Source organism: Antarctobacter heliothermus, from assembly GCF_002237555.1.
Taxonomy (GTDB): Bacteria; Pseudomonadota; Alphaproteobacteria; order Rhodobacterales; family Rhodobacteraceae; genus Antarctobacter; species Antarctobacter heliothermus_B.
This window is the reverse complement of record NZ_CP022540.1, coordinates 534,133-558,297: the sequence shown is the minus strand read 5'-3', so window position 1 is coordinate 558,297 and position 24,165 is coordinate 534,133. Positions and strand designations below refer to the sequence as shown.

The 24,165-nt window shown below is 59.7% G+C and carries 20 protein-coding genes; 11 read left to right on the top strand and 9 right to left on the bottom strand.

Going from position 1 to position 24,165, the window contains the following annotated elements:
- Nucleotides 1-3 precede the first annotated feature (3 nt).
- Nucleotides 4-2,031 (bottom strand): hypothetical protein, encoded by a 2,028-nt coding sequence (locus tag ANTHELSMS3_RS02765; RefSeq protein WP_094033542.1) that lies wholly within the window; start codon nt 2,029-2,031, stop codon nt 4-6.
- 26 nt (nt 2,032-2,057) lie between these two features.
- Nucleotides 2,058-3,434, bottom strand: a complete 1,377-nt coding sequence (locus ANTHELSMS3_RS02760; protein WP_094033541.1) for a nucleotide sugar dehydrogenase — start codon at nt 3,432-3,434, stop codon at nt 2,058-2,060.
- A gap of 507 nt (nt 3,435-3,941) precedes the next feature.
- Here ANTHELSMS3_RS02760 and ANTHELSMS3_RS02755 point away from each other — a divergent pair.
- The 3 genes from ANTHELSMS3_RS02755 to ANTHELSMS3_RS02745 all read left to right on the top strand — a co-directional run bounded on the left by ANTHELSMS3_RS02755 (nt 3,942) and on the right by ANTHELSMS3_RS02745 (nt 7,016).
- Nucleotides 3,942-5,669 (top strand): calcium-binding protein, encoded by a 1,728-nt coding sequence (locus ANTHELSMS3_RS02755; RefSeq protein ID WP_198319872.1) that lies wholly within the window; start codon nt 3,942-3,944, stop codon nt 5,667-5,669.
- Nucleotides 5,670-5,916: 247 nt separating this feature from the next.
- On the top strand, nt 5,917-6,405 hold the full coding sequence (locus tag ANTHELSMS3_RS02750; RefSeq protein WP_094033539.1) for a twin-arginine translocation pathway signal: 489 nt from the start codon (nt 5,917-5,919) through the stop codon (nt 6,403-6,405).
- A gap of 5 nt (nt 6,406-6,410) precedes the next feature.
- Nucleotides 6,411-7,016 (top strand): ferric reductase-like transmembrane domain-containing protein, encoded by a 606-nt coding sequence (locus ANTHELSMS3_RS02745; RefSeq protein ID WP_094033538.1) that lies wholly within the window; start codon nt 6,411-6,413, stop codon nt 7,014-7,016.
- A 68-nt stretch (nt 7,017-7,084) separates the two neighbouring features.
- Here the strand turns inward: ANTHELSMS3_RS02745 and ANTHELSMS3_RS02740 are convergent, their stop codons facing one another.
- From ANTHELSMS3_RS02740 to ANTHELSMS3_RS02715, 6 genes are all read right to left on the bottom strand, one after another.
- On the bottom strand, nt 7,085-7,990 hold the full coding sequence (locus tag ANTHELSMS3_RS02740) for an HAD-IIA family hydrolase (RefSeq protein ID WP_094033537.1): 906 nt from the start codon (nt 7,988-7,990) through the stop codon (nt 7,085-7,087).
- Nucleotides 7,987-8,802, bottom strand: a complete 816-nt coding sequence (phnE, locus tag ANTHELSMS3_RS02735; protein ID WP_094033536.1) for a phosphonate ABC transporter, permease protein PhnE — start codon at nt 8,800-8,802, stop codon at nt 7,987-7,989. The genes ANTHELSMS3_RS02740 and phnE (ANTHELSMS3_RS02735) overlap by 4 nt, the downstream gene beginning before the upstream one ends.
- Nucleotides 8,802-9,617 (bottom strand): phosphonate ABC transporter, permease protein PhnE, encoded by an 816-nt coding sequence (gene phnE, locus ANTHELSMS3_RS02730; RefSeq protein WP_094033535.1) that lies wholly within the window; start codon nt 9,615-9,617, stop codon nt 8,802-8,804. Before phnE (ANTHELSMS3_RS02730) ends, phnE (ANTHELSMS3_RS02735) begins: the two co-directional genes overlap by 1 nt.
- Nucleotides 9,614-10,408: a phosphonate ABC transporter ATP-binding protein gene (phnC, locus tag ANTHELSMS3_RS02725; RefSeq protein ID WP_094033534.1), complete on the bottom strand. Its 795-nt coding sequence runs from the start codon at nt 10,406-10,408 to the stop codon at nt 9,614-9,616. The genes phnE (ANTHELSMS3_RS02730) and phnC overlap by 4 nt, the downstream gene beginning before the upstream one ends.
- Before the next feature lie 64 nt (nt 10,409-10,472).
- A complete protein-coding gene (gene phnD, locus ANTHELSMS3_RS02720) occupies nt 10,473-11,447 on the bottom strand; it encodes a phosphate/phosphite/phosphonate ABC transporter substrate-binding protein (RefSeq protein WP_094033533.1) in 975 nt (324 codons plus the stop codon).
- 52 nt (nt 11,448-11,499) lie between these two features.
- Nucleotides 11,500-12,315 carry a DeoR/GlpR family DNA-binding transcription regulator gene (locus ANTHELSMS3_RS02715; RefSeq protein ID WP_094033532.1) on the bottom strand — a complete coding sequence of 272 codons (816 nt, stop codon included), beginning with the start codon at nt 12,313-12,315 and terminating at the stop codon, nt 11,500-11,502.
- Between the two features lie 231 nt (nt 12,316-12,546).
- Here ANTHELSMS3_RS02715 and ANTHELSMS3_RS02710 point away from each other — a divergent pair, with 231 nt between their 5' ends.
- From ANTHELSMS3_RS02710 to ANTHELSMS3_RS02690, 5 genes are read left to right on the top strand one after another with little or no spacing between them, the layout of a single operon-like run.
- Entirely contained in the window at nt 12,547-14,148 is a 1,602-nt protein-coding gene (locus ANTHELSMS3_RS02710) for a Na/Pi cotransporter family protein (protein WP_254694829.1), read from the top strand.
- Nucleotides 14,145-14,624 (top strand): NUDIX hydrolase, encoded by a 480-nt coding sequence (locus ANTHELSMS3_RS02705; protein WP_254694828.1) that lies wholly within the window; start codon nt 14,145-14,147, stop codon nt 14,622-14,624. Before ANTHELSMS3_RS02710 ends, ANTHELSMS3_RS02705 begins: the two co-directional genes overlap by 4 nt.
- A 58-nt stretch (nt 14,625-14,682) precedes the next feature.
- Complete coding sequence (locus tag ANTHELSMS3_RS02700) at nt 14,683-15,708, top strand: ABC transporter substrate-binding protein (protein ID WP_094033530.1); 1,026 nt, start codon at nt 14,683-14,685, stop codon at nt 15,706-15,708.
- Nucleotides 15,709-15,711: 3 nt separating this feature from the next.
- A complete protein-coding gene (locus ANTHELSMS3_RS02695; protein ID WP_094033529.1) occupies nt 15,712-17,931 on the top strand; it encodes an ABC transporter permease in 2,220 nt (739 codons plus the stop codon).
- Entirely contained in the window at nt 17,928-19,001 is a 1,074-nt protein-coding gene (locus ANTHELSMS3_RS02690; protein ID WP_094033528.1) for an ABC transporter ATP-binding protein, read from the top strand. Before ANTHELSMS3_RS02695 ends, ANTHELSMS3_RS02690 begins: the two co-directional genes overlap by 4 nt.
- Before the next feature lie 97 nt (nt 19,002-19,098).
- Here ANTHELSMS3_RS02690 and ANTHELSMS3_RS02685 read toward each other — a convergent pair whose 3' ends face one another.
- Complete coding sequence (locus tag ANTHELSMS3_RS02685; RefSeq protein WP_094033527.1) at nt 19,099-19,884, bottom strand: inositol monophosphatase family protein; 786 nt, start codon at nt 19,882-19,884, stop codon at nt 19,099-19,101.
- A gap of 1,117 nt (nt 19,885-21,001) precedes the next feature.
- On the opposite strand from ANTHELSMS3_RS02685, the gene ANTHELSMS3_RS02680 reads away from it, so the two are divergent.
- From ANTHELSMS3_RS02680 to ANTHELSMS3_RS02670, 3 genes are all read left to right on the top strand, one after another.
- Nucleotides 21,002-21,256: a hypothetical protein gene (locus ANTHELSMS3_RS02680; RefSeq protein WP_094033526.1), complete on the top strand. Its 255-nt coding sequence runs from the start codon at nt 21,002-21,004 to the stop codon at nt 21,254-21,256.
- Between the two features lie 341 nt (nt 21,257-21,597).
- On the top strand, nt 21,598-22,071 hold the full coding sequence (locus tag ANTHELSMS3_RS02675) for a methanogen output domain 1-containing protein (protein WP_198319871.1): 474 nt from the start codon (nt 21,598-21,600) through the stop codon (nt 22,069-22,071).
- 9 nt (nt 22,072-22,080) lie between these two features.
- A complete protein-coding gene (locus ANTHELSMS3_RS02670; protein WP_094033525.1) occupies nt 22,081-24,159 on the top strand; it encodes an ATP-binding protein in 2,079 nt (692 codons plus the stop codon).
- Nucleotides 24,160-24,165: the final 6 nt, after the last annotated feature.

Below are 24,165 nucleotides of genomic sequence, written 5' to 3'. Positions count from 1 at the left end.
CTCTTACACCTCGGCGTGCAGTTTGCGTTGCACGGCTTCGGCCTGCGTGCGCAGTTTGTAGGTTGTCTCATCCGACAGCGCGATGACCCGGTCTGCGGCCTTTGCCGCAAGGGGAGTGTCCCCGGCCTTGACCGCAGCGCGCATCAATAGCACCCAGACATTGATCCTGTCGGGCATCTTGTCCGCCGCGACGCTGCCATAGTCGATGGCGCGGGCGAAATCGCCCTCGTCGAATTGTACTCTTGCGCGCCAAAGATCGTATTCCGGCAGCGGGATCGCAATGGCCTGAACCTCTGTGGCCAAGGCGGACAGTGCCGTCCAGTCGCGCGCCTTGCCCGCCGCGCGAAATCGGGACACCAAGTCAATCCTGGCCGTGCGCAGCGCTTCACGGGTGGCGTTGTGGCGCGGATCGGCCTGTTGTATGGCGGTCAGGGCACAGATGCGGTCCAGTGGGCGCGGAAGTCTTGTCGCCTTTTCGGTCCAGTCATCAAGCAGGGCGACCAACCCCTTGTCGCGAAAGCGGGGCATGTCGTGCAGGTCGCGCCAATGGGCCAGGACACGAGCCGCCGCGTCGACGCCTCGTTTCTCGGCAAGGCTGGTTGCGATCCGGGTCAGCTCTACCGCGGTCAGGCGGCTAGAGATCAGCGTTCTTATCGGGGCGTCTGTATGCGTTAGTGCCGTTTCGATGTCTGCCACGGAAAGATACGACTGGACCTTCGCCAGCGCCTTTGGCTCCAGCACTCCTGAAAGGTCCGTCCGATGCGTGACCACAAGATCGGCCAGTACCTGCGCGGCGCGGTCTGCAGTACCATGCTGGTGGCAGGCAGCGATCGCGAAACGCACGGCACTGAGGGTATCGCCTCCGGCCGCAGCCCGCACAGCCACATCGGTCAGGACGTGGCAAGGCAGAGAAACGAAACGATCCTCCGCATCCGTCGCCAATATCAGGGCAGTCTCGAACAGGCCCAGCCGACCCGCCTCTTGGACCATGGCCGCGATGTCCAATGTGCTGGCCGCAGTCTCTGCCGTGGCCGACAGTTCCTTGTGGAACCGGGCCTGCGCGGCTTTTTGGGCGCGGTGTACCTTTTTCCCAAGGGGGCGGTGGTCTTCGGTCTTGCTGGAGAGGGCCGACAGCCGGCTTGTCGCATCGGCGTAGTGTCCCGCCGCGCATGCCGCGTCGATCTGGGCGCGCAGCGTCTCGGCGGGGGCTGTACCGCTTGCAACCGCCGCATCCGTCCGGGGGGCAATGAACCGAGCCATCCAGTCATCCATGACCGCAGTGCTGAAGGACGTGGTGAAATGGGCAAGACTGGTGCTGTCATCCTCTATCGCCGCAGGTTGGCCGAATTCGGCCATCAACTGCGTCGGGTCATACAGGTCGAACCCGGCGTCGCGGACGCCGTCGCTGACCAATGAGATAAAGCTGGCGCGGGATTTGATGGTTTGGCCGTCCGGCTTGCGCGCATTGACGTGAGAGACAAACATGACGTCCGGCAACAGACGTCCCAGTGTCTGGATGTCCTGTGCCAAACTGTCGGGCGTGACGTAATTCAGCGTGATCCGGGACAACACGGCAGAGTCCGCGCGTTGCGCGTCGGTGGCAGACCATGCCGTGTCTAGAAAGGCTGTGGTTCTGGCCCGATCGCCGGCCTGCGCCGCGTCCCAAAATCCTTGCATCCGGTCAGGATCGGCAAAGAAATCGGGGTAAGTCGATTTCAGATAGTTCAACTGGACCGACACGCCGTCGATGGTCAGTTCCTTGGCAGAGGCTAGTTCGATCACATAGAGATCGGAGGGAACATGCGTTTCGGACGACAGCGTTTCAAGACGATGTGACCGCGACACCAAGGGCCAGACATCTGCGGCAATCGTCACCTCACCCCTCAGGAAACGCGCCAGTTGCACCGCCTCGGCGGGTGAATGGCAATAGCCGTAGCTGCGGTTCAGGTTCAGGCGGATACCGCGCGTCGAGTGGCCCAGACGCAGCGGCGTCGCAATCCGGCATGAGCCGATCGGTGTGACAGTGAACATCTTTTCGCGCCCCCGCGTTTGCCCAATTACAGCGACCAGTAGGTCAAGGTGTCGGATCTGTCCGATTTCCGGTGAACGCCTTTGACATCCATCAGAACCCCGCCGTCGCGGATGCGACTCAGGAATGTCCGGTCATTGAGGTATTCGCGGTGCGCGGTGGTCAGGATCATCAGGTCCAGATTGGCCAACTCTTCGGTGTCACACAGCGTCAGGCCATAAGCCTCGGCTTCGTCCTGATCGCAGTGCGGATCATGCACCAGCATTTCGATCCCGTAGCCGCGCAGCATCGTGATCAGGTCCAGCGCCTTGGAGTTGCGCATGTCGGGCACGTCTTCCTTGAAGGTGACGCCGCAGATGGCAACACGTTTGCCCGCGATTGCCCCACCCTGTTTGAGCAAAAAGCGCAGCGCCGCATCCGCCGTGTGGCGCACCATCGCCTCATTTGTGCGCCGCCCGGCCATGATCAGCTGTGGCGTGTGGCCGACTTTTTCCGCCAGTGTCGCCAGATAGTAGGGATCGACCCCGATGCAGTGCCCGCCCACAAGGCCGGGGGTCATGCGGACAAAGTTCCACTTGGTTGCGGCGGCCTCGATCACGTCATGGGTGTTGACGCCGATCTTGTCACAGATCATCGACATTTCGTTCATCAACGCGATGTTGATGTCGCGCTGGGTGTTCTCAAGAACCTTTGACGCCTCGGCGACCTTGATGGTCGGCGCGGCGTGCAGGCCCGCGTCAATCACGGTCTCATAGACGGCGCGGACCCGGTTCAGCGTTGCCTCTGAATCGCCAGAGATGACCTTGACCACATTCGTGACGGTGTTGACCTTGTCGCCGGGATTGATCCGCTCGGGGCTGTAGGCCAGGCCAAAACCGTCTCCCATCTTGAGGCCGGACAGATCTTCGAGGATCGGGGCGCAGATTTCTTCGGTGGCACCGGGATAGACGGTCGATTCAAAGACCACCACATCGCCTTTTTTCAGGTGCTGACCGACGGTCTCGCATGCGGAAATCAGCGGCGTCAGATCGGGTTGGCGGGCGTCGTTGATCGGTGTCGGGACGGTGACGATGTAAAAGGACGCGTCGGCGATCTCTGCACCGTGCGTGCTTGCACGCAGGCCGCAGTGGCGCAGCAGGACTTCATCGACTTCGTTGGATGCGTCAAAGCCGCGTCTGATCTCATCCACGCGGCGCGTGGAGATATCAAGACCCTGAACCCGTTCGAACTTTCCAGCCAATCGCACCGCCAGCGGCAGGCCGACATAGCCCAGCCCGATGATGGCGATGTTTTCGAAAGCGGCCTTTGACGGGGCATTGTCCGCCACAAGATGGATCGCCGGTTCGATCCGTGTAACCCGTGCGCGCCGGTCAATGCGTGCGTTCTGAAGTGTTGTGGAGACCATGAGGCTTCATCCCTTAACGTTCTGTTAATGAAGATGAACGGCAAATGTGGCGAAAATTGGGGCCACCGTAGAAACATTGAGGGCATCAATGCGGAAATGTTTCCGGTGATGGGACAGTGTGCGGGATTTGACGGTGTTTGGGCCGCGGATGGCCGGCTGGACACCTCAACGTCTAGGGGCAGGGCCACGCAACAGCCCCACATATTCCCAAATCGCTCCATAAGCCAAACACAATCTCAAGGTTAATGAAAGCTTAATAAGGAATCCGACGTTCGGACACGCCGCTTGATCCGGCCGGTCAGATCGGGGTTTGTGTGCTCTTTCTGCACCAGCTCCCGCCCCTGTCCGACCATCGCCGGCCACCCGTGGGTCCACAATCAGGAAAGGCACGTCATGTTTTCGTTCTCTTACTTTGCCAATTGTTTGTCAGGCAACCATGCCAATTTGAACTTCGGCCTCGGTTTCGACTGGGCTGACTGCCAACAGGCAAGCCCTGGCGGCCAATGGTTGCAGATCTTTCAGCAGGAAACGACGGACAAGACGAAGAAATCCATATCCAAGAAGCTGCCAACAGACTTGTTGTTTGACGAAGATTCCGCCGGGAACGTCGATATCTCGGACATCAAGTTCAACAGCATCGCCAAGAAGTCCGAAATCATGACGCTGGAGTTCAAGGTCGGGGACGGGACGCTTGATGCCACTGCAACGCAGGATGTCACGGTGACTGGCGGCGGGTCCGGCACGCTATACCTGACAGGTACACGCGATGACATCACGGATTACCTGAGCGACGGCGACGTGGTGACATACACGGGTGCTCAGGACGTCTTTGGAGATGATGTGGCGGTGATTTCGCTGCGCGCCGCTGTCGATGGTGACCTGATCGACCTTGGGTCGATGAATGTCGATATCGCGGACGTGATCGACAATGTCATAGGAACTCCACAGGACGATACCCTTGTCGGTGATCGGGGAATGAACCTGATTTTGGGGCTGGCTGGCGACGACAGCCTTGACGGTCAGGGTGGCAACGATGTGATCAGCGGCGACGCGGGCGATGACACCATCTCTGGCGGCGCGGGCGCGGATACTCTGGACGGCGGCGCGGATGAGGACGTCCTGTATTACGTCGGCTCAACCGCTGGCGTCACGGTCGACCTGAATGAGGACAGCGCCGGATTCCAGCAGGCATCGGGTGGCGATGCAGAGGGCGACGTCATCTCCAACTTTGAGAATGTCTATGCGTCGGATCATGCTGACGTGATCACCGGCAACGCCGGGCGCAACATTCTGTTCGGTTATGACGGCGATGACATCATCAACGGCATGGATGGAGACGACGTTCTGCGCGGCGGAATGGGTGCCGATACACTGGACGGTGGCAACGGGAACGACTGGGTCAGATACCTTGGCTCTGCGGCTGGCGTCACGGTCAACCTGACGGTTGGTCTGGACGGCTTTCAGTCGGCCTCTGGTGGCGACGGCGAAGGCGACGTTCTGTCCGGTTTCGAGAACATCCAAGGATCTGATTTCGGCGATGACCTGACCGGCGATGCGGGCAAGAACTACATCCTTGGCTTTGACGGCGATGATGTGATCGACGGCGGGGCGAGCAATGACACGATCCGGGGCGGCGAAGGTGCCGATACCATGGAGGGCGGCAGCGGGTCCGACGTCCTGCAATACACGGATTCTGCCGGTGGCGTTACGGTGGACCTCAACGCGGATGCCTTTGGCAAGCAACAGGCCTCTGGCGGTGACGCCGAAGGCGATGTGATTTCAGGTTTCGAGCATGTCTACGCCTCGAACCACGATGACATGCTGATCGGCGACGCTGGCCGGAACATTCTGTACGGATATGACGGGATGGACACGATCAACGGCGGCGAGGGCAAGGACGTCCTGCGCGGTGGCGACGATGCGGATAGCTTTGTCTTCAACTCGGCGCTTGATCCCGCAAACGAGGACCGTATCCTTGATTTCGTCGCTGGCGAGGACGTGATGGTTCTGGACAGCGCGGTGTTCACCGGGCTGACCAGCGGCGCGCTGGATGCTGGCATGTTTGTCGCGAACGTCGATGGCGTTACCACCACCGCAGACCAGCGCATCATCTATGAGACCGATACCGGTAAGGTCTACTACGACAGCGATGGCAGCGGCGATGCCGAAGCCGTGGCCTTTGCCCAGTTGTCGTCTTTGCCTACCATCGGGGCCGACGATTTCCTGATCGTCTGATACAGCTTGCCCCGGGTGAACAAGGTTTGTTTGCTCGGGGCGGGTCAGCGGCTATATTACCGAATTGATAAGGATCGGCACCACGGGGATCAGCCGTGGGGCGCGTTCACGAAGCTGTGGGGCTGCTTCGCCCCGCCGCCGGAAACCACTATCTTAAGCTCATGCGTGCAGAGGTCAGGCTTATTGGATCGACCGGTCCGGCCCTGCATGTCACCTGAATGATCCTTGCCTCGCAGGAGAAATCGACATGAGCTTGTCCTTGCTGAACCGCCGCACAGTCCTGACTGCCACAGCATCGCTGGTGGCCACGGGGGCGTCTGGCCTCTTGGCGCCCGCTCTGGCGCAGGGCATTGCGCCGACCCCTTCGATGCGTGCCGGTGCCAACAACTATCTTCCCGGCGCGCCGATCGTCGAGCGTATTGGCGGCGGGGGCTTTTTGATGTCAGGGACGGTACGGCGCGCGGGGGATGGTGCGCCTCTGGCAGGCCAGCGTATCCAGATCTGGGCGCATACGACTGAGGGGCATGAGCGCGATCCGCACAGCCATGGTGCGACCTTGACCGATGCCAACGGCGTTTTCCGCCTTGAGATGCCGCAGATCATCCCGGCCTTTGGTCAACCGCATGGCCACGTTGCGTATGACGGAGAGGATTTTGAATCCGTCTTTCTGCGTCCGGTGATGCGGCGCGCCGGGGACACATCCCTGAGCGCCGATTTCGTCCTTAAACCCGTCTGAAGGCAGTGAAGCCTGCAACGTCGACGCTGATCTGGCTGGCGCTCACGCTTGCCGTGACCGTGCCGATTGCCGTCGCTGCCCGCAGTCCGCTGTTGGCATGGCGTGAGCCTGTCTATATCGCAGCGGGGTTCGCCGGGGTGTTTGCGATGGCGTTGCTGCTGGTCCAACCGCTGCTCGCCGGTGGCTACCTTCCCGGTCTGCCTGCCCGGCGGGGGCGTCGTGTTCACCGCATCGTTGGCGCGGGACTGGTCCTTGCGGTGATTGTCCATGTGGCGGGCCTGTGGATCACCAGCCCGCCTGACGTGATTGACGTCCTGTTGTTCAGATCGCCAACGCCTTTTTCGCTTTGGGGAGTGATCGCAATGTGGGGCGTTTTCGCGGCGGCGTTCCTGTCGCTGGTCCGTCGCCGGTTGGGCGTGCGGGTCTGGCGCATTGCGCACACAAGCGTTGTCGGCATTGTCGTCGCGACCAGTGCGGTGCATGCGATCCTGATTCAGGGAACGATGGGCACGGTTTCGAAAACGGTGCTATGCGTATTGGCTATTGTGGCAACAGGAAAGGTGATCATTGATCTAAAGGCCTGGAAACATCTGCTGCGCAAACGAGGGTAGATTCAGGGACTTTGGCGACCATCAAAGTGTGACACCTGCCCTCGAAATGCGTCACATCTTTTGAACGGTCAGGGCCGGGACACAACGAAGTCGGGATAGATGTCAGCGCGTCGTATGGCCTTTTCGACGTCCAATCCGGCAAAGAATCCGTAGTCAGAGATCAAGGCAGAGCTGATGCCGCTGGTCTGTGCGCCCAGAATATCGGTGTGCAGACTGTCACCAACCATGATGACCCGCGACTTGTCGACCGTGCCCAGACGGGAAAGGGCCAGATCAAATACGCTGGGAAAGGGTTTGCCGAAGAATACCGGATCGATCCCGACGCGGTCTGCCAACTGATGTGCGAAAAAGCCGGGTTCCTGCGAAAAACCGTGTTCGCGCGGTGCGACGATATCCGGGTTTGCAACCAGAACTGTCCGTGGCTGTGCCCGCAGCGCATTTTCAAGCAGCGACTGTCGAAGCGGGGTCCACGCACCGCTGCCCATCAGCACAAAGCCCTCAACCTCATCGAAGGTGCGCGGGTCATCCCCCAGCAGGACAAGGTCCATTGCGCCAAGATCGTCAAAGAGCGACCCGTCCGGGGCCATGACGCCCCACCGCAGGTCATGATGTTCGGATATTGCGACGGCCAGCGCCATGCGGCTGGTCACAATGTCGGTCAGGTCGAATTGAAATCCCAGTTGGCGGTATTTCTTCAACAGTTCCGGTGCGGGCAGGCTGGCGGCGTTCGAGACAACAGAGACGGTTTTGCCCGCCGCCCGCAGATCCGCGATGCGGCCCGCGGTGCCGGGGATGGCCGTCTCGCCGATGTTCAGAACGCCGAAGGCATCCAGCAAAAAGACGTCAAAGTCCTCCGTGATCTCGGCAAGGGTTGTGACACGCCGGGCCGGCGTGTCCCGTGCCACGGATTTAGGCAGTCGATGCCTGACCGCCTCATAAGCCGCAAAGGCCTCGTCCGCGGTCAGGCTGATCATATGATGGCGCCCCGGACCTTGGCCGATACCCATTCACTGATGACAACGGCTGCAAGGATCACAAGTAGGATCAGGCTAACCTGCGGCCAGGCGAGCACGTTCAGCGACGACGACAGTTGCAGCCCGATGCCGCCCGCGCCGACCAGCCCCAGAACCGTCGATTCCCGGATGTTGATGTCCCACCGAAAGACCGCCACACCGGCAAAGGCGGGCATAATCTGTGGCACGATCCCATAGGCCATGACCTGCCAGCGCGACGCACCCGTGGCGGTGATCGCCTCGACCTGTCCATGGTCGATCTCTTCGATCGCCTCATACAGCAGCTTTGCGCAGAACCCGATGGATCGGATCGCGATAGCCACGACACCGGCAAACACGCCGGGACCGATTATGGCGATCAGCAATAGCGCCCAGATCAGCGAATTGATCGACCGGGTCGAGACGATGATCAGCAGGGCGATGGGGCGGACAAACACCCGCGACGGGGTTGTGTTGCGCGCCGCGAGAAAGGCGACCGGAACCGACAGGAACAGTGCGATGATCGTGCCCAGTGTGGCAATGTTCAGCGTGTCCCAGATCGGGCGGCCAAGCTGGGTGATATATTCCCAACGGGGCGGCGTTGCGCGGGTCCAGATGTCGTTTGCGATGCGCGGCGCGTCCCAAACGAAAAACCATGTGGTGGCGTCAGAGATGCGCTGCCAACAGATCATGAAGACCGCGACACCCAAGAGCCAGCCAAACCAGCGCAGCAGGCTTTCGCGTCTGGTGCGGCGTTTCCAGATCTGTGTTCCGTCCTGTTCGATGACCGGCATTACTGTACCCTCGCCCGAATGACGCCCGACAGGTATTCCATGCCCATGACGATCACGATGATCAGGATCAGGATCGCCGCGGCCGTGTCGTATTCATATCGGTCAAATGCGGTGTTCAGTGTCGCACCGATGCCGCCTGCGCCAACAAGGCCAAGGATCGCGCTTTCGCGGAAATTGATGTCGATCCGGTACATGGACAGGCCGACAAGCCGCGGCAGGATCTGTGGTTGGACGCCATAGTTGATATACTGCATCCAGCGCGCGCCGCTGGCCTTGATGGCCTCGGCCTGTACGCGGTCCATGGATTCAATGTCCTCAGCCAGCAGCTTGGACAGGAACCCGATGGTGGCAAAGGACAGCGTCAGGAACCCCGCCAGCGGACCAAAGCCGAAGATGGCCACAAGCAGGATCGCAACGATGATTTCCTGTAGGGCCCGGCTGACGGCCACAATGCCGCGACAGACCAGATAGACCGGCATCGGCGCGATGTTCCGGGCGGCGCCCAGGCCGATGGGAATGGAAATAGCGATGCCAACCACAGAGGCCGCGACGGTCATCACGATGCTTTCCAAAAGCCCCTCCCAGATATCGCTGGCGCGAGAGACAAAATCGGGCCGGGTGAAGGACAGGACAAACTGCCATCCCCGGTCAAGACCCGCATAGACGCGGCCCCAATCCACCTCAATGGTCAGGAAAGCGGCGATCAGATAGGCGACGAAACCCGCCAGCAGCGCCCACCGCAACTTTGTGTTGGCAATAAAGGGCGGCTTGCGCCAGCCCTTGCCCAGCATGTCGTCCAACTCTCGATGGCTCATTCCGCGGCCTCGATGTCGTCTTCGTCCTCGACCTTTTCGATGGTCGCTTCCCAGTCTTCCTCGCCGTAGATTTCTGTCAGTTTGTCGCTGGTCAAACCGGTCGGCGGGCCGTCAAAGACGATTTCCCCGAACCGCAGGCCGACGATGCGCGGCACGAACATCTGCGCCAGCGCCACGTCATGGATGTTGATGATCGCGGCCAACCCCCGTTCCTGACAAAGTTCGGTGATCAGCCGCATGATCTGGCGGCTTGTCTTGGGGTCAAGCGAGGCGGTGGGTTCATCCACCAGCAGCAGCTTGGGGTTCTGGATCAGGGCGCGGCAGATGCCGACGCGCTGGCGTTGGCCACCTGACAATTCATCGGCGCGCTTGTCGGCCATATGCAACAGCCCCACCCGGTCGAGCAGGCGAAACGCCTCATCGACATCCGACTGCGGGAAACGGCGCAGGAAACTGCGCCAAAAGCCGACATAGCCAAGACGGCCCGACAGCACGTTTTCCATCACTGTCAGGCGTTCGACCAGCGCATATTCCTGAAAGATCATGCCCATGGACCGGCGCGCCTTGCGCAACGCCAAAGTGCCCAGCTTGGCAAGATCGGTGTCTTCCAGCATCACCTCGCCGCTGGTGGGTTCCACCAACCGGTTGATGCAGCGGATCATCGTCGACTTGCCGGCACCCGATGGGCCGATCAGCGCCAAAACCTGGCCCGCCGGCACCTCTAGATCAATCGCCTTCAGCGCCTGATCACCTGTTTTGTATGTTTTCGTCAGCTTTTGAAGGCGCAGCATTCATCGACCCTTTGTAGGGGTACATGACAGGCCCCGTCAGGGACCTGCCATATCAAGGTTTGGTTTACTGGCAGGCGTAGGACACGTTGTTTGCCGCGTCGATCTTGCGGATAACGTCCCAGAACTCCTGATAGTTCATCTCAAGGAACTGGCCTTCGCCGTTCTTTTCGAACTCTTCCTTCAGGCTGGAGCCTTCCCATTCAAAGTTGAAGAACGCGTTCTTGATCTTCTCCTGAAGCTCGGGCTTGAGGTTGTACACCACGCCATAGCCGGTCGTCGGGAACGTCTGCGACTTGTAGATCGATTTGATCTGGTCGGCGCTGACAACGTCCCGCTCGATCATCCGGCCCATGACCGAATTGGCGACTGCTGCGGCCTGATAGTCCTTGTTGGCAACGCCCAGAACAGAGTTGTCGTGCTTGCCCGAGAAAACCGGTTCAAAGTCTGTTTCAGGCTCCAGACCGTAGTCCGCCTTGAGGATTGCCGAAGGGGCCTTGAATCCGGAGTTGGACGTGGGCGCAGTAAACGCCAACTGCTTGCCCTTGAGGTCCTCGACCTTTTCGATACCTGAATCGGGATAGGTGATGATTTCCATCTCGTAGCCAAAGCTGCCGTCCGGCGCTGCCATGATGGTGAACGGACGGAAACCGGCGCAGTTGACGGCCAGCGGGTTGGAGCCCGTGTTGAAGCCCGCGATATGCAGACGGCCCGAACGCATCGCTTCGATCTGGGCAGCGTTGTTCTGAACCGGGAAGAACATGACGTCCTTGCCGGTTTCGGCCTCTAGATGTTCCAGGAAATCCGCCCATGCGGTTTTGTAGACGGCAGGATCTTCAACCGGGGTATAGGCAAAAATCAGTGTGTCCGGGTCGATCTGGTCCGCTGCATCGGTCGGAATGTCGGCGATCAGGTCGCCGTCCACGTCGCAATAGCGTTCGTCCAGATCGCCGCGCGGACAATCCTGAGCAGATGCGGTTGTGCCCATCGTCATCAGCGCAATGGCAGATGCGCCCAGCAGGTGATTGATGTTAAGTGACATTTTTTTCCCTTCCTGACATGCGACCGTTGGGGCCGCTCTTATTTTTGTCTTCTTAGTCATGGTCTGCGACCGAAATGTGAACGTCGGCCAGATCCAACGCTGACAGCAAATCCCCCTTGGGCTTGTTGTCGGTGATGATGGTGTCCAACGCGTCAAGCGATCCAACCAAGGCGAGACCCTTTCGGCCGAATTTCTGTTCGTCGATCAGCAAATGGCGTCTTGCGCCTTGACGCAGCATCACGCGCTTGACGGCTGCGAATCCACGCACGGTTTCGGATGGCCCCTCCTCGGACAACCCTGACGCACCGATCATGCAATGATCAACATGAAATCGTCGCAGAAATTCCAGTGTTTCGGTTCCGACCAGCGCGGATTCAGCAGCCATGTATTCGCCCGGGCACAACAGGACTTCGGCTGCACCATGTCCCAGCGTCATGGCAACCGGGATCGAATTGGTGATCACCGTACACGACGTGCCCAGATAGGCCAGCGATCGCGCCATCTGGATCGTTGTAGACCCTGAATCGATCATCAGGGTTTCCCCGCTCTGAACCAGTTCCGCGGCCTTCATGCCGATACGGGCGCGTTCCTCGATCAGGGCGTTGGCACGCTCATCCAGTCCGGGATAGTGCCCCTGTGACGGGGCAGATGCGCCGCCATGCGCGCGGCTGATCAGCCCGTCGTCGGCAAGCGTTCCAAAATCCCGCCGCACGGTTTCGGTCGAGACCTGAAAACGGTCGGCCAACTCGCTGATACGCACATGCGGGCGCAGCTTGAGCTCCAGCAGGATTTGCCGCCGACGTTCGGACTTTTTGATCCGGTCCGCGCTTCCCTTCTTTTTGACCTCAGAGGCCGAGGTGTCCGACATGCGCCCTACCGACTCGTGTTCCAGGATCAGGATTGTGGCCTTTCGGGCGTTATTGCAATAATTTTTGTTGCATAAGTGGCATTCTGGGCGGATGTTTTCGAATACACGCCAGCGGACACCGGTTTGTTCCTTTGGCGGAAAGGAAAGAAAGCTGACTTTGGTGCAACACCTTTGATCCTTCTCTCAGTAAACTTGGCTGCGGCAGTGGCCCTCTTGTTGTGGTCGGTCCGATTGATCCGGACCGGCGTCGAACGTGCGTTCATGGCAGAGTTGCGGCGGCACCTCAAAACTCTGTCCCAACGTCCGGTTACCGCTGCCGCAGGTGGTGGCATCGCGGCCATGCTGCTGCAAAGCTCGACAGCCGTCGCCCTGATCGGGGGGGGCTTTGTCGCGTCGGGAATGTTGACCCCACCTTCGGCGCTGGCGCTGTTGCTGGGTGCGGATCTGGGATCGGCCGCAATGGCCAGAGTGCTTATGTCGCCGGTCGAGGTGGTTATTCCATTCCTGCTGCTGATCGGCATCGTGACATTTTTCAATGCCCGGTCCCGCAAGGCCAAGCAGATCGGGCGGATCGTGATCGGTTTTGCGCTGGTTCTGGTTTCTCTTCAAATGATCCGCACGGCCACCGCCCCGATTGGCGAAAACGAAATCGTGCAGGAGATCGCTGCCTATTTTGTGAATGATCTGCTCAGCGCGTTCCTGATCGGTGCGGTCCTTGCCTGGATCATGCATTCCAGCCTTGCAGCGATCCTGACGTTTGCGACCTTTGCCGCATCCGGCCTGATTGCGCCTTCGGTCGCCGCAGCACTGGTCATCGGCGCAAACCTTGGCGGGGCAGTGGTGCCTATGGTCTTGTTGTCGTCGGCCCCCCGACCGGCGCGTCAGGTGGTTGTCGGAAACCTGTTGGCCAGAGGGGGCATCACCCTTGCTGCACTGAGCCTGATTGTGTTCGAGGTGATCGACCTGTCTCTGCTTGGGCCGGACGCCGGGCAGCAGGTTGTGATGCTGCACATTCTGTTGAACGCAACGCTGGTCTGTGTTGGCCTTCTTGGGTTGCGAGTGTTGATCCGGCTGTCTGGCGCCTTTGTCCCGGTTTCCAAGGTTGAAACCGATACAACCGTCAGCGCGCTGGATCCGAATGCCCTGGAAAACACCGACTATGCGTTGGCGTGCGGGCAACGCGAATTGCTGCGCATGGCTGAAACCGTTCAGGCCATGTTGATCCCGGTCATGGGGCTTTTTCGGGAATGGGATCCACAGGTCGCACAAGTGATCGAAAAGCGCGAAAATGCTGTCGACCGGATGCACTTTGAGACCAAGATCTATCTTTCGAAACTGCGCGAAAAGAACGATGTCGGGGCGCAGTCGCAAAGCTCTGTCGAGTTGGTGGCGATGGCAAACAATCTGGAAGAAGCGGCAGACAAGATTGCCGTCAACCTTCTGGCGCTTGCCAAAAAGATGCACGACGAGGCGATTTCCTTTTCCGATCAGGGACTGTCGGATATCGAACAGTTCCATGATCAGGTCGTCACCAACACGCAACTTGCGTTGAGCGTGCTGACAACCGGCGATGCCGAAGCGGCGCGCCAGCTGGTCGCGGAAAAGGACCGAGTCCGCCGCGAAGAACAGCGTTTGCAAGCCCGGCACCTGAACCGGCTCAGAAAGCGCCGCGCGGCAAGCGTCGAGACGACCAACATCCATCAGGAAACCCTGCGCCTGCTCAAACAGATCAACGCGGCACTTTGCTATCTGGCCTATCCGATTGCGGAAAAGACGGGTGATCTGCTTGGCAGTCGTCTTGCACATCCACGGTACGCGGGAGGCCAGACATGAGACCAGACATGACGGACGCGGGCAACCCCGCCCAGCAGATCGCCGCCCTGCCTGTCCACCGCGACAAGAAAGGCAGGCTGCGCGTGCTGATGGTCACCTCGCGCGACACGGGCCGCTGGGTGATGCCAAAAGGCTGGCTGATGGACGGCAAAAAGCCGTGGCGCGCCGCCGAGATCGAGGCATTGGAAGAGGCAGGGGCGGTCGGCTTCATCTCAAACACCGCTATTGGCGCCTATCACTATGCCAAGCTGTTGGACGACGGCAGAAGCCTGCTCTGCCGCGTGACAGTTTATCCGATGATGGTCGAACATCTAAAACGGCGCTGGAAAGAGCGCAAAGAACGCAAGCGGCACTGGTTTTCTCCGAAAAAGGCGGCCAGGCTGGTGGAGGAGACGGAACTGACCGCCTTGCTGACGGAATTGGCCAAGCAGCCGACAGGACAACCGGGCATGAAGGCGCTTCTGAAAGCATCGTGAGGACGTGCAGACTATAAGCCGGGCAAACCGGCAAGAGTTCATTTCTGGGAGGAAAGACATGAAGAAAACCACACTTACATTGGCCGGATCGCTGATTGCGCTTTCGGCGTCCGTTTCGGCGTCCTACGCGGACAAGCTGACGTTCTATTGCAGCGCGCAGGAAGAATGGTGCCAAGTCATGGCCCGCGGTTTTGAGGACGCAACCGGCATTGACGTCAACATGACTCGCAAATCCTCGGGTGAGACCTTTGCCCAGATCCGCGCCGAAGCGGTGAACCCCAAGGGCGATGTCTGGTGGGGCGGCACCGGCGATCCGCATTTGCAGGCCGCCGAAGAGGGCCTCACCGAAGAGTACTTGTCACCCATGCGCGACCAGTTGCATGACTGGGCCATCAGTCAGGCCGAAAGCGCGGGAAACAGGACCATCGGCATCTACTCTGGCGCGCTGGGCTATGGCTACAACACCGATCTGCTGGCCGCGAACAATCTGCCGGAACCGTCCTGCTGGAAGGATCTGCTAAAGCCCGAGTACAAGCAGCATGTCCAGATGGCGAACCCCAACTCGTCCGGTACGGCCTACACCACGCTTGCCTCGATCATTCAGATCTTTGGCGAGGATGAGGGCTTTGAGTTCATGAAGGGCCTTCATGCCAACATAAACCAGTACACCAAATCCGGCTCTGCCCCGATCAAGGCGGCGGGACGTGGCGAAAGCACAATCGGCATCGTCTTCATGCATGATGCTGTGGCGCAGGCCGTCGCCGGTTTCCCGATCAAGGTTGTCGCCCCGTGTGAGGGCACCGGCTATGAAATCGGCTCCATGTCGATCGTCAAAGGCGCGCGCAACATGGACGAGGCCAAACAGTTCTATGACTGGGCGCTGTCAGTCGACGCGCAGAACCTCGCGCTTGAGGTCAACGCCTTTCAGGTGCCGTCCAACAAGGGGGCCAAGACCTCGGACAAGGCGCCCGACATGGCCAGCATCAAGCTGATTGACTACGACTTTGTGAAATACGGGTCGTCGGATGAGCGCAAGCGCCTGCTCCAGAAATGGGACGAAGACGTCTCGGTTCTGCCGCAGTAACCCATGCAGGTTGCCGCAAGTGAGCGGACCACCCATCCGGTACTGATCTTCTGGATCATCGCCGGGTGGGTCGGGTTCTGCATCCTGCCCTGGTACGTGGTCGAGGACGGTTTTTGGTCGTTTGAGTGGCTGCTGAATGGCTATCCCTTCGATGAGGATTTCGCCCCGGCCGCGTTTCTGGTCGCACAGGGTGAAAAGCTGTGGCTGGCGCCTTTGGTGATCCCGCTGGCCTTGCCGTTGCTGGTGCTGGGCCGGTTGAAATCTGATCCGCTGTTTGCGCGTATTCTGATCCTGACCGGGGCGCTTGGCTTTGGCTGGCTGATTGCCCAGGGCTTTGGCATCGGCATTCGCGGGTTCACCTTTGAGTGGCTGACCGCGCTGTTCGGCGATCTGGGCGACCGGCAGTTTGGCATGGGCTACGGCGCGATGATCTGTGCCACGGCCTTTTTGTTTCTGTTCACCCAAGGCATCGCAGCACGCGGCGCGATCAATGGCGATGTCTTTGTCGTCAGCGCGATTGGCGGCATCATCGTGATCGTCACTGCATTTGTGTTTTTTCCGATCGCCAAAATGCTGTTTGCCGCCTTCGTCACCGAAGAGGGCAGCTATTCCGTATCCGTCTTCTTTGCCAAGTTCATGGACAACCGGCTCTGGGGTTTGGGCTGCCTGTGGGGCGCACGTTGCGGGGTTGCCTGGAACTCACTCTTTCTGGCCATTGCGGTGGGCTTTCTCACCACGGTCCTTGGCCTTGCCTTTGCCCTTGTCGTTACCCGGTCCGGGTTTCGCTACAAGCGCGCGCTGCGGGCGCTGACAGTTCTACCGATCATCACGCCGCCCTTTGTCATCGGCTTGGCGCTGATCCTGCTGTTCGGTCTGTCCGGCACCGTGACCGTCTATATTGCCGATCTATTGGGGGTGCGACCCACACGGTGGCTATATGGTCTGCCCGGCGTGCTGATCGCGCAGACACTGGCGTTTACCCCTATCGCATTCCTCGTGCTGATTGGCGTCGTCGAAGGCGTCAGCCCCTCGATGGAAGAAGCCGCGCAAACGCTGCGCGCCAACAAATGGCAGGTGTTCCGCACCGTGTCCTTGCCGCTGATGCGCCCGGGCCTCGCCAATGCGTTTCTGCTAGGCTTCATCGAAAGCATGGCCGATTTCGGCAATCCGCTCGTTCTGGGCGGCAACTTCGACGTGCTGTCGACAGAGATTTTCTTTGCCATCGTCGGCGCGCAATACGATCAGGGACGCGCCGCTGTTCTGGCGATGGTTCTGCTGTTCTTCACGCTCTCGGCGTTTTACGCGCAACGCGCCTGGCTGGGCAAAAAGAGCTATACAACCGTTTCGGGCAAGGGTGACGCAGGCGTGCATCCCCTGATGCCAAGCGGGCTGGCGATCCCTGTGATGGCTGTCGCGCTGGGCTGGGCGCTGTTCACGGCGCTGGTCTATATCATGATCATTTACGGCAGCGTCGTCGACCTCTGGGGCGTCAACAACACGCTGACGTTCAAGCACTATGTCACCGCCTTTTCTGTGAGGTTCGAGGCCGAAGGCATTCGCTGGACCGGGGCCGCTTGGGACAGTTTCTGGACCACGATCACCATTGCCGCCATCGCCGCGCCACTGACCGCCGCGGTGGGGTTGATCACGGCCTACCTGCTGACACGCCAGACATTCGCGGGCAAAAACGCGTTCGAGTTCGGCACGATGCTGTCCTTTGCCATTCCCGGCACGGTGATCGGCGTCAGCTATATCCTTGCCTTCAATGTGCCGCCGATAGAGATCACCGGCACCGGCATCATCCTTGTGATCAGCTTCATCTTCCGCAACATGCCGGTGGGCGTGCGTGCGGGCATCGCCTCGATGAGCCAGTTGGACAAGTCTCTGGACGAAAGCTCGCTGACGCTGGGGGCGAATTCTTGGCAGACTTTCCGCCGTGTGATCTTGCCACTTCTGCGTCCGGCGATCCTTGCGGCGCTGGTCTATAGCTTTGTGCGGGCAATGACGGCCATTTCGGCGGTGATCTTTCTTGTGTCGGCCGAATACGACATGGCCACCAGCTATATTATCGGGCGCGTCGAAAATAACGACTACGGCCTTGCCATCGCCTATTCCACCACGCTGATCTTCGTCATGCTGGCCGCCGTCGGGTTGCTGCAAATCGTGGTGGGCCGGGTGCAGATCGGGCGACGCACCCAACACGGATCGGGGAAATCGACATGAGCGACGCGAAAATCAGCAGCAAAGCCGCACCTGTCCGGTTCGAAGGCGTGTCCAAGCGGTTCGGCAAGGATGTCGTCGCGGTGGACAACATCGACCTGCACGTCGAGGCCGGGCAACTGGTGACGCTGCTAGGGCCGTCGGGCTGCGGCAAGACGACAACCCTGCGCATGATTGCGGGGCTTGAGATGGCGACCACGGGCCGCATCCTGATCGGGGATCGCGACGTGACCAAACTGCCCGCGACAGATCGGGACGTGTCGATGGTCTTTCAGTCCTATGCGCTGTTTCCCCATATGACCGTGCTGGAAAACGTCAGATATGGGCTGACCTTTTCCGGCTTCGACAAGGCAGAGGCGCGCAGCCGCGCACTGCACGGTCTCGAACTGGTTGGGCTCAAAGGGTATGACGACCGGCTGCCAAGCGAGCTGTCGGGCGGTCAGCAACAGCGCGTCGCCGTGGCGCGGGCGCTGGTGCTGGAACCGCAGGTTCTGCTGTTTGATGAGCCGCTGTCCAACCTTGATGCCAAGCTGCGCCGTCAGGTGCGTGAGGATATTCGCGCCATCCAGAAGGATCTTGGTCTGACCGTGGTCTACGTCACCCATGATCAGGAAGAGGCTCTGGCGGTCTCTGACCAGATTGTCGTGATGCGCAACGCGGCCATTGCCCAGATCGGCACACCGCGGGATCTGTACGAAGCGCCCAAGGACCGCTTTGTCGCCGATTTCATCGGCGAGGCGAACCTGATCGCCTGCCAGATTGTTGCAGTCGAGGGGGACATGGCAACCATCGACATTGAGGGCTATCGCCACACACTGCCGTCGCGCGGTTTGTCTGCTGGTCCTGCCACCCTAGCGGTCCGTCCCTCACGCCTGCGGATCGGCGACGATGAGGGTATTCCCGCAACGATTGCCAAGGCGACCTATGTGGGCGAGCGGATGGAATACACCCTTGAGGGCGGCTTTGGTCAGGTTTTTGCCGTTCAGGATGAGGTCGATGAGCCGCTGCTTGTGGGGCGCGCCGTCCGCATGTCCTTTGCGGGCAAGGGGCCGGTTCTGTTGCCGGAAAGCTGATACCCCGTCGCCGCCAGCGGTTTGCTGCGCCGGGGGCAAAGGAGCGCCCTTGAAACGCCCTATGGGGCGGGATCGGGTCGGGGCTCAGTCGACAGGATCATGTCAACCAGGCCTCATTCGCCATGGCCTGCAAGGCGTCAAACACGTCAAGCGTCCCGACGACGACGCGCCCCCCGTCGGCAATCATCGCATCCGCATCCTGCTCTTCTATTCTGCCGCCTGCCTCTGCAATCAACAGCTGCCCGGCAAGGCAATCCCAAGCGTTCATATGTTCTTCCAAATACCCCAACAGCCGTCCAGCGGCGACATAGGCCAAGGACAGAGCACCAGAGGCGTTGCGGTGGAACATGGCCCCCTCTGACACCAACGCAGAGACAATAGGCAGGACGTTTTCTGGCGCAACACGATTGGAGTAGCCGACCGCGACAGTGCCGCTTGACAGTGGAACGCCATCCGCCACCCGGATCGGAAGGCCGTTGAGTGTCGCCCCGCCGCCGCGAACGGCGACAAACGTCTCATCATGGATCGGATCGTGGATCACGCCGACCACTGTTTGCCCCTGAAACACACCCGCAAGCACGATCGTCCACGCCGGAAGACCGTTGACGAAATTTGTGGTGCCGTCGATGGGATCAATGACCCAGACAAACCCGCTTGTCCCGGTTTGTCTGGCCTGTTCCTCGCCAACGATGCCATCGTCGGGGCAGGCGGCATTCAGATGTTCCCGGATCAGGGTTTCGACATTCCGATCCGCCTCGCTGACCCAGTCCTGATCGCCCTTTTTGTCCACAATCAGGGTGGAGCGATCTTTGAAATAGGTAAGGGCCGCGCGGCCCGCAGCCCGACAAATTTCCACCGCCAGATCTTTCTTAGCGTGTTCCATCGCTCTTGCCCCTTAACGCTGCAATTCGGTGTTCTGCCAGTTTTTGAAACCGGAAATCAGGACCAGATCGATCATGTCAGGGCGGATCGCTGTGGGCAACACATGCGGTGCCTTTCGTGCTCAGCCAACCACCGCGCCCAGCCATCCGGGCAGGAGCAAACCTAGTCTGAAATAGCGGACGCTTCCGAGGATCGCGCCAGATTCGCAGCGGCATGCCAATTGCATAACCTGGACCAAGGCATCGTGTGCTTTGTTGCCATTCGGCTGACAATTGTCGGAAGCGGTCCTCCCTACCGATATGGGCCCCCGCGATGTTTATTAAAACGGTGGAAACACATAGCGACTGAGCGACCAAAGCCAGAAGAGATTGGCCCGACGTTACAGAGGTTGAGGTTCTGACGGGGCAAGGCACGGCGCGTCTGGATGCGATCGGCCAGATAGGCGGGACTGAACAGAGGCTGGAGCAGCTTTTCTTGGCCGAAGCTGCAAGGGGAAACGTCTATGCGCCGCTCATCGCCGTGTTTGTATTGATCATGTTCATGCTACGTTGAATGTCTCGAAAGGATACGCTTGCCGCGTTCTGAAACAGCACCGGTCCACACAACGCCGGGCACCTGTGGATCCGCCAGATGTAGAGCTTGTGTTGGTGGAGATGTTTAAGCTTACCCGAAAAAGATTTTTTCGGTACGGGCATCCTCGGATCGCGGCTTTACTCCGAGATGCATGCCGGCAAGTGAATTCTAAGGCTAGCCCCAATAAAAATGGGTAGTTGTCCAAGATGTGTGTGCGAAAATACGACGATGCAGGGGGGCATCCCGAACCTGCCGGTCACTTGTGCCGTGTCGGTGCATACTTTGGCGCCCGCCAGGCGTTGACTGTCCCGATCGGGTGTGAATTCGAGGACGCCGCGTGCGTCTTTGATCAGGTGCTCTCTCGGGCTGCGTAGTTCACATTTTTAGTCTTCGACAGGTGGATCGTTTCGCGTGGACATGAAGGTGACCCTGATAGATACGCCTGCAGGATTCGAGGCGTTGTTGGGCCCCTGCTGCAACTTGCCTGCGTGACGGCACCAGACGCCGGGGCGGGGGATCTCCGGTCCTTTCTGACCCTGCTTTCTATGCGCTGGGCGATCGACAGTGGCGGGATGTTTTATGATTTCGGCCGCATCAGTGGTCGCAATACCAAATCCTTTGCCACGGAACGTGACGCATCCTACACCCTGACCGCGAGCCGGGAGAGCGACGCGGACCTTTGTCTTGACCCGATCTGCACCAGTGCGGCCTTCGACAGAGTGTCGGCCTTCGTGAAGTCCGGACAATACGACAATGCAATCAAGGCATGTGACCAACTGTCGGCCTTGTTGCGGAGATAACGGCTTTTCCTCAGCCGTCGGCAGAGCACGCGGCTCATGCCCGGAGAAGACTCATCTGCGCCCGGTCCCGGGTGCGGATGGCAGTGGCGTCGCGGTCTACAGCCTTGCAAAACCTTGATCTTTGGAGCGATGCGTCAGGTTTTCTGCCGAATGACCCTCCTGACGAGAGGGTCGCACAGCATGTCAATTTTTTGGGCAGATTTTATTTGATATATTGAAAAAATATGTTTGTGTCGGTGGACGTCCATAGACTGCCAACTCTGAGACCCCTGATGGAGCCAGCCATGTCATCCGCATTTGACACATCCGATGCACCACCCGGGTTAAACAAGGACGAATTTATGCGGACAGTCATTCGGGGACTGTCCGGCATTCTCGAAGAAACGGTGGGAGAGCGTGAGGCCGCAGCCTACGTCAATCATGTGGGCCTCTTGATCGGCCGCGCCCTCAATCAGGATTACCGCACGGCCCTTGGCACCGACCGGCTGGACCCACAGCAGGTCGCGTCGGCGCTGGTCCACCTCAAGGAAAGGATCGACGGTGGATTTTCCATAGAATCCATCGACGCAGACCACATCACGTTGGTCAACTCGGCCTGTCCCTTTGGTGACAAGGTGAACGGCAGATACTCGCTCTGTCGCATGACGGTAAACGTGTTCGGTCATATTGCTGCGGAAAACCTCGGCTACGCACGCGTCAGGATCGACGAGGCAATGGCACGCGGTGACAATCGCTGCCGTGTGGTGATCGCACTCCGAAAGGCCGATGACATTCCGGACCGCGAAGAGACCGAGTTCTTTGAAACAGCGAGTTGAGCGGCGCCGATGCCAGAAAATCTGAAACTTTCCGTCGGGGCATTTGTCTCCCTGACCGATGAGGCGTTGCTCGTCGTCGATCCCAAGTCCAAGAGCGTCAGCTTTGCAAGCCCGCGTGCGCTGGACATGCTGGACATCGATTCCCGGGAAAACCCGGAAAACGGGTTCTCGATCTTTCAGGTCTTCGACCCAGACGATGGCCGACTGCAAGAGTTCCTTTCTACTGCGCAAGAGGTTTCAAGCCCGCTGATCGCGCGGGTGCAGCGCAGGTCGGACAACGCGGCGATCATCGCCAAGGCGCATCGTGTCTCGAACGGGGACGGGGCTGCCCGGGTGATTGTCAAGCTGACCGGCGACACAGAGTTGTCGCGGCGATTTAGATTGCTGGCCGAAAAGATCAGTGCGCTTGACCTGGAGGTCGAGCATCGGAAAGCCGTCGAGGATCAGCTTTCCAGAAACGCGGTCGAACTGGAGCGCACTCTGATTGCCGTGCGCCAAATGTCCGAATTGGACGTCAGCGATCCGCACTACCTGAACCATGCGCTTGACGCGGTCGTGGCCGCAAGTGACAGCACCAGCGCGCTTGTCATCGGGCAAGATGCGGGACACGTTCGGATCATGGCCTCGACTGGTGATGTGTCGGGTTTGATCGACACGGAGGCGCCGATCGCTCTGAACTCCAGGTTCGAAGAGCTCTGGGACAAACACCGCGACAGCCGGTTGAACGACCTGCGTCAAGCGGTCCAAAGCGCCATTGGCGAGGACTATGAACTCACTGAAATCACCGCTCTGCCGCTGTTTCTTGGCGGGTCGCCAAAGGGGGGCTTGATCTTGCTGTCCCCGCCACAAGCCGGGCCAGCCGAGGTGGCAAAGCTGGAAGCCGAAATCCTGTCCGAAGCGCTTGCCAACCTGATGAACCGGGCAAACGTCGAGGCAGATCTTCGACATTCCCAAAAGCTACAGGCCATCGGTGAACTGACCGGCGGGATTGCGCATGATTTCAATAATATTCTAGCTGCGATTCTCGGAAACGCCGAACTCATACTGGATCATGTTGACCAGTGCGGCACCGAGTCCACGGAAGTTGAGTTGGCAAACGCCGTTCGGGATGCGGCGCTGCGGGGGGCAACGCTGACGTCACGCTTGCTGTCGTTTGCCCGCAAGCAACCATTGCGGCCAAAGAGCGTTTCCCTAAACACCGTACTGCGCAATCTGGACCCTCTGTTGCGCCGGTCCATTGGCGAGCATCTGGACCTTGAACTGGTCGGGGCAGGGGGGCTGTGGGAGACGCGGCTGGATCTGGGCCAATTCGAAAACGCAGTGCTCAACCTTGTTATCAACGCGCGGGATGCAATGCCCCGCGGCGGCAAGTTGACGGTCGAGACGGCGAATACCAGACTGGATGCCGACTATGCGGCCCAGCATACAGAGGTGCTGCCGGGGCAATATGTGCTTGTGGCGGTTTCGGATGCCGGGACCGGCATGAAACCTGACGTGGTCCGCGAGGCGTTTACGCCCTTCTTCACGACCAAAGGGGTAGGCAAAGGCAGCGGGCTTGGCCTGAGTATGGTGTTCGGCTTCGTCAAACAGTCCGGCGGGCACGTCAAGATCTACTCAGAAGAGGGCCACGGGACGACGGTCAAGATGTATTTCCCGCGGCACATCGCCGATCCCAAACGCACGTCCAACGCAGCAGATGCCCGGCCACTCGGCCAACCAAGGGGCGCGGGCCATGTTCTTCTTGTCGAGGACGATCCGGCGATCCTGTTGTACGCCGAACGCACGCTAAAGGCGCTTGGCTACACCGCCGATACAGCGTTGACCGGCGATGCAGCGGCAGAGCTCTTGCGGCAGGAAACCTATGACATCTTGCTGACCGATGTCGTCCTGCCGGGGAATTTGAACGGGGCGCGGCTGGCGGATTTGGCGGGCAAGATCGCGCCCCGGACCAAAGTGCTTTTCATGTCTGGCTACACAGAGAACGCGATCGTGCACAACGGCCAGCTGGACCCGGATGTCGAATTGATCTCCAAACCGTTCACCCGCGATCAACTTGCCCGCCGCCTTAGCAGCTTGTCGAAACAGTGATTTCAG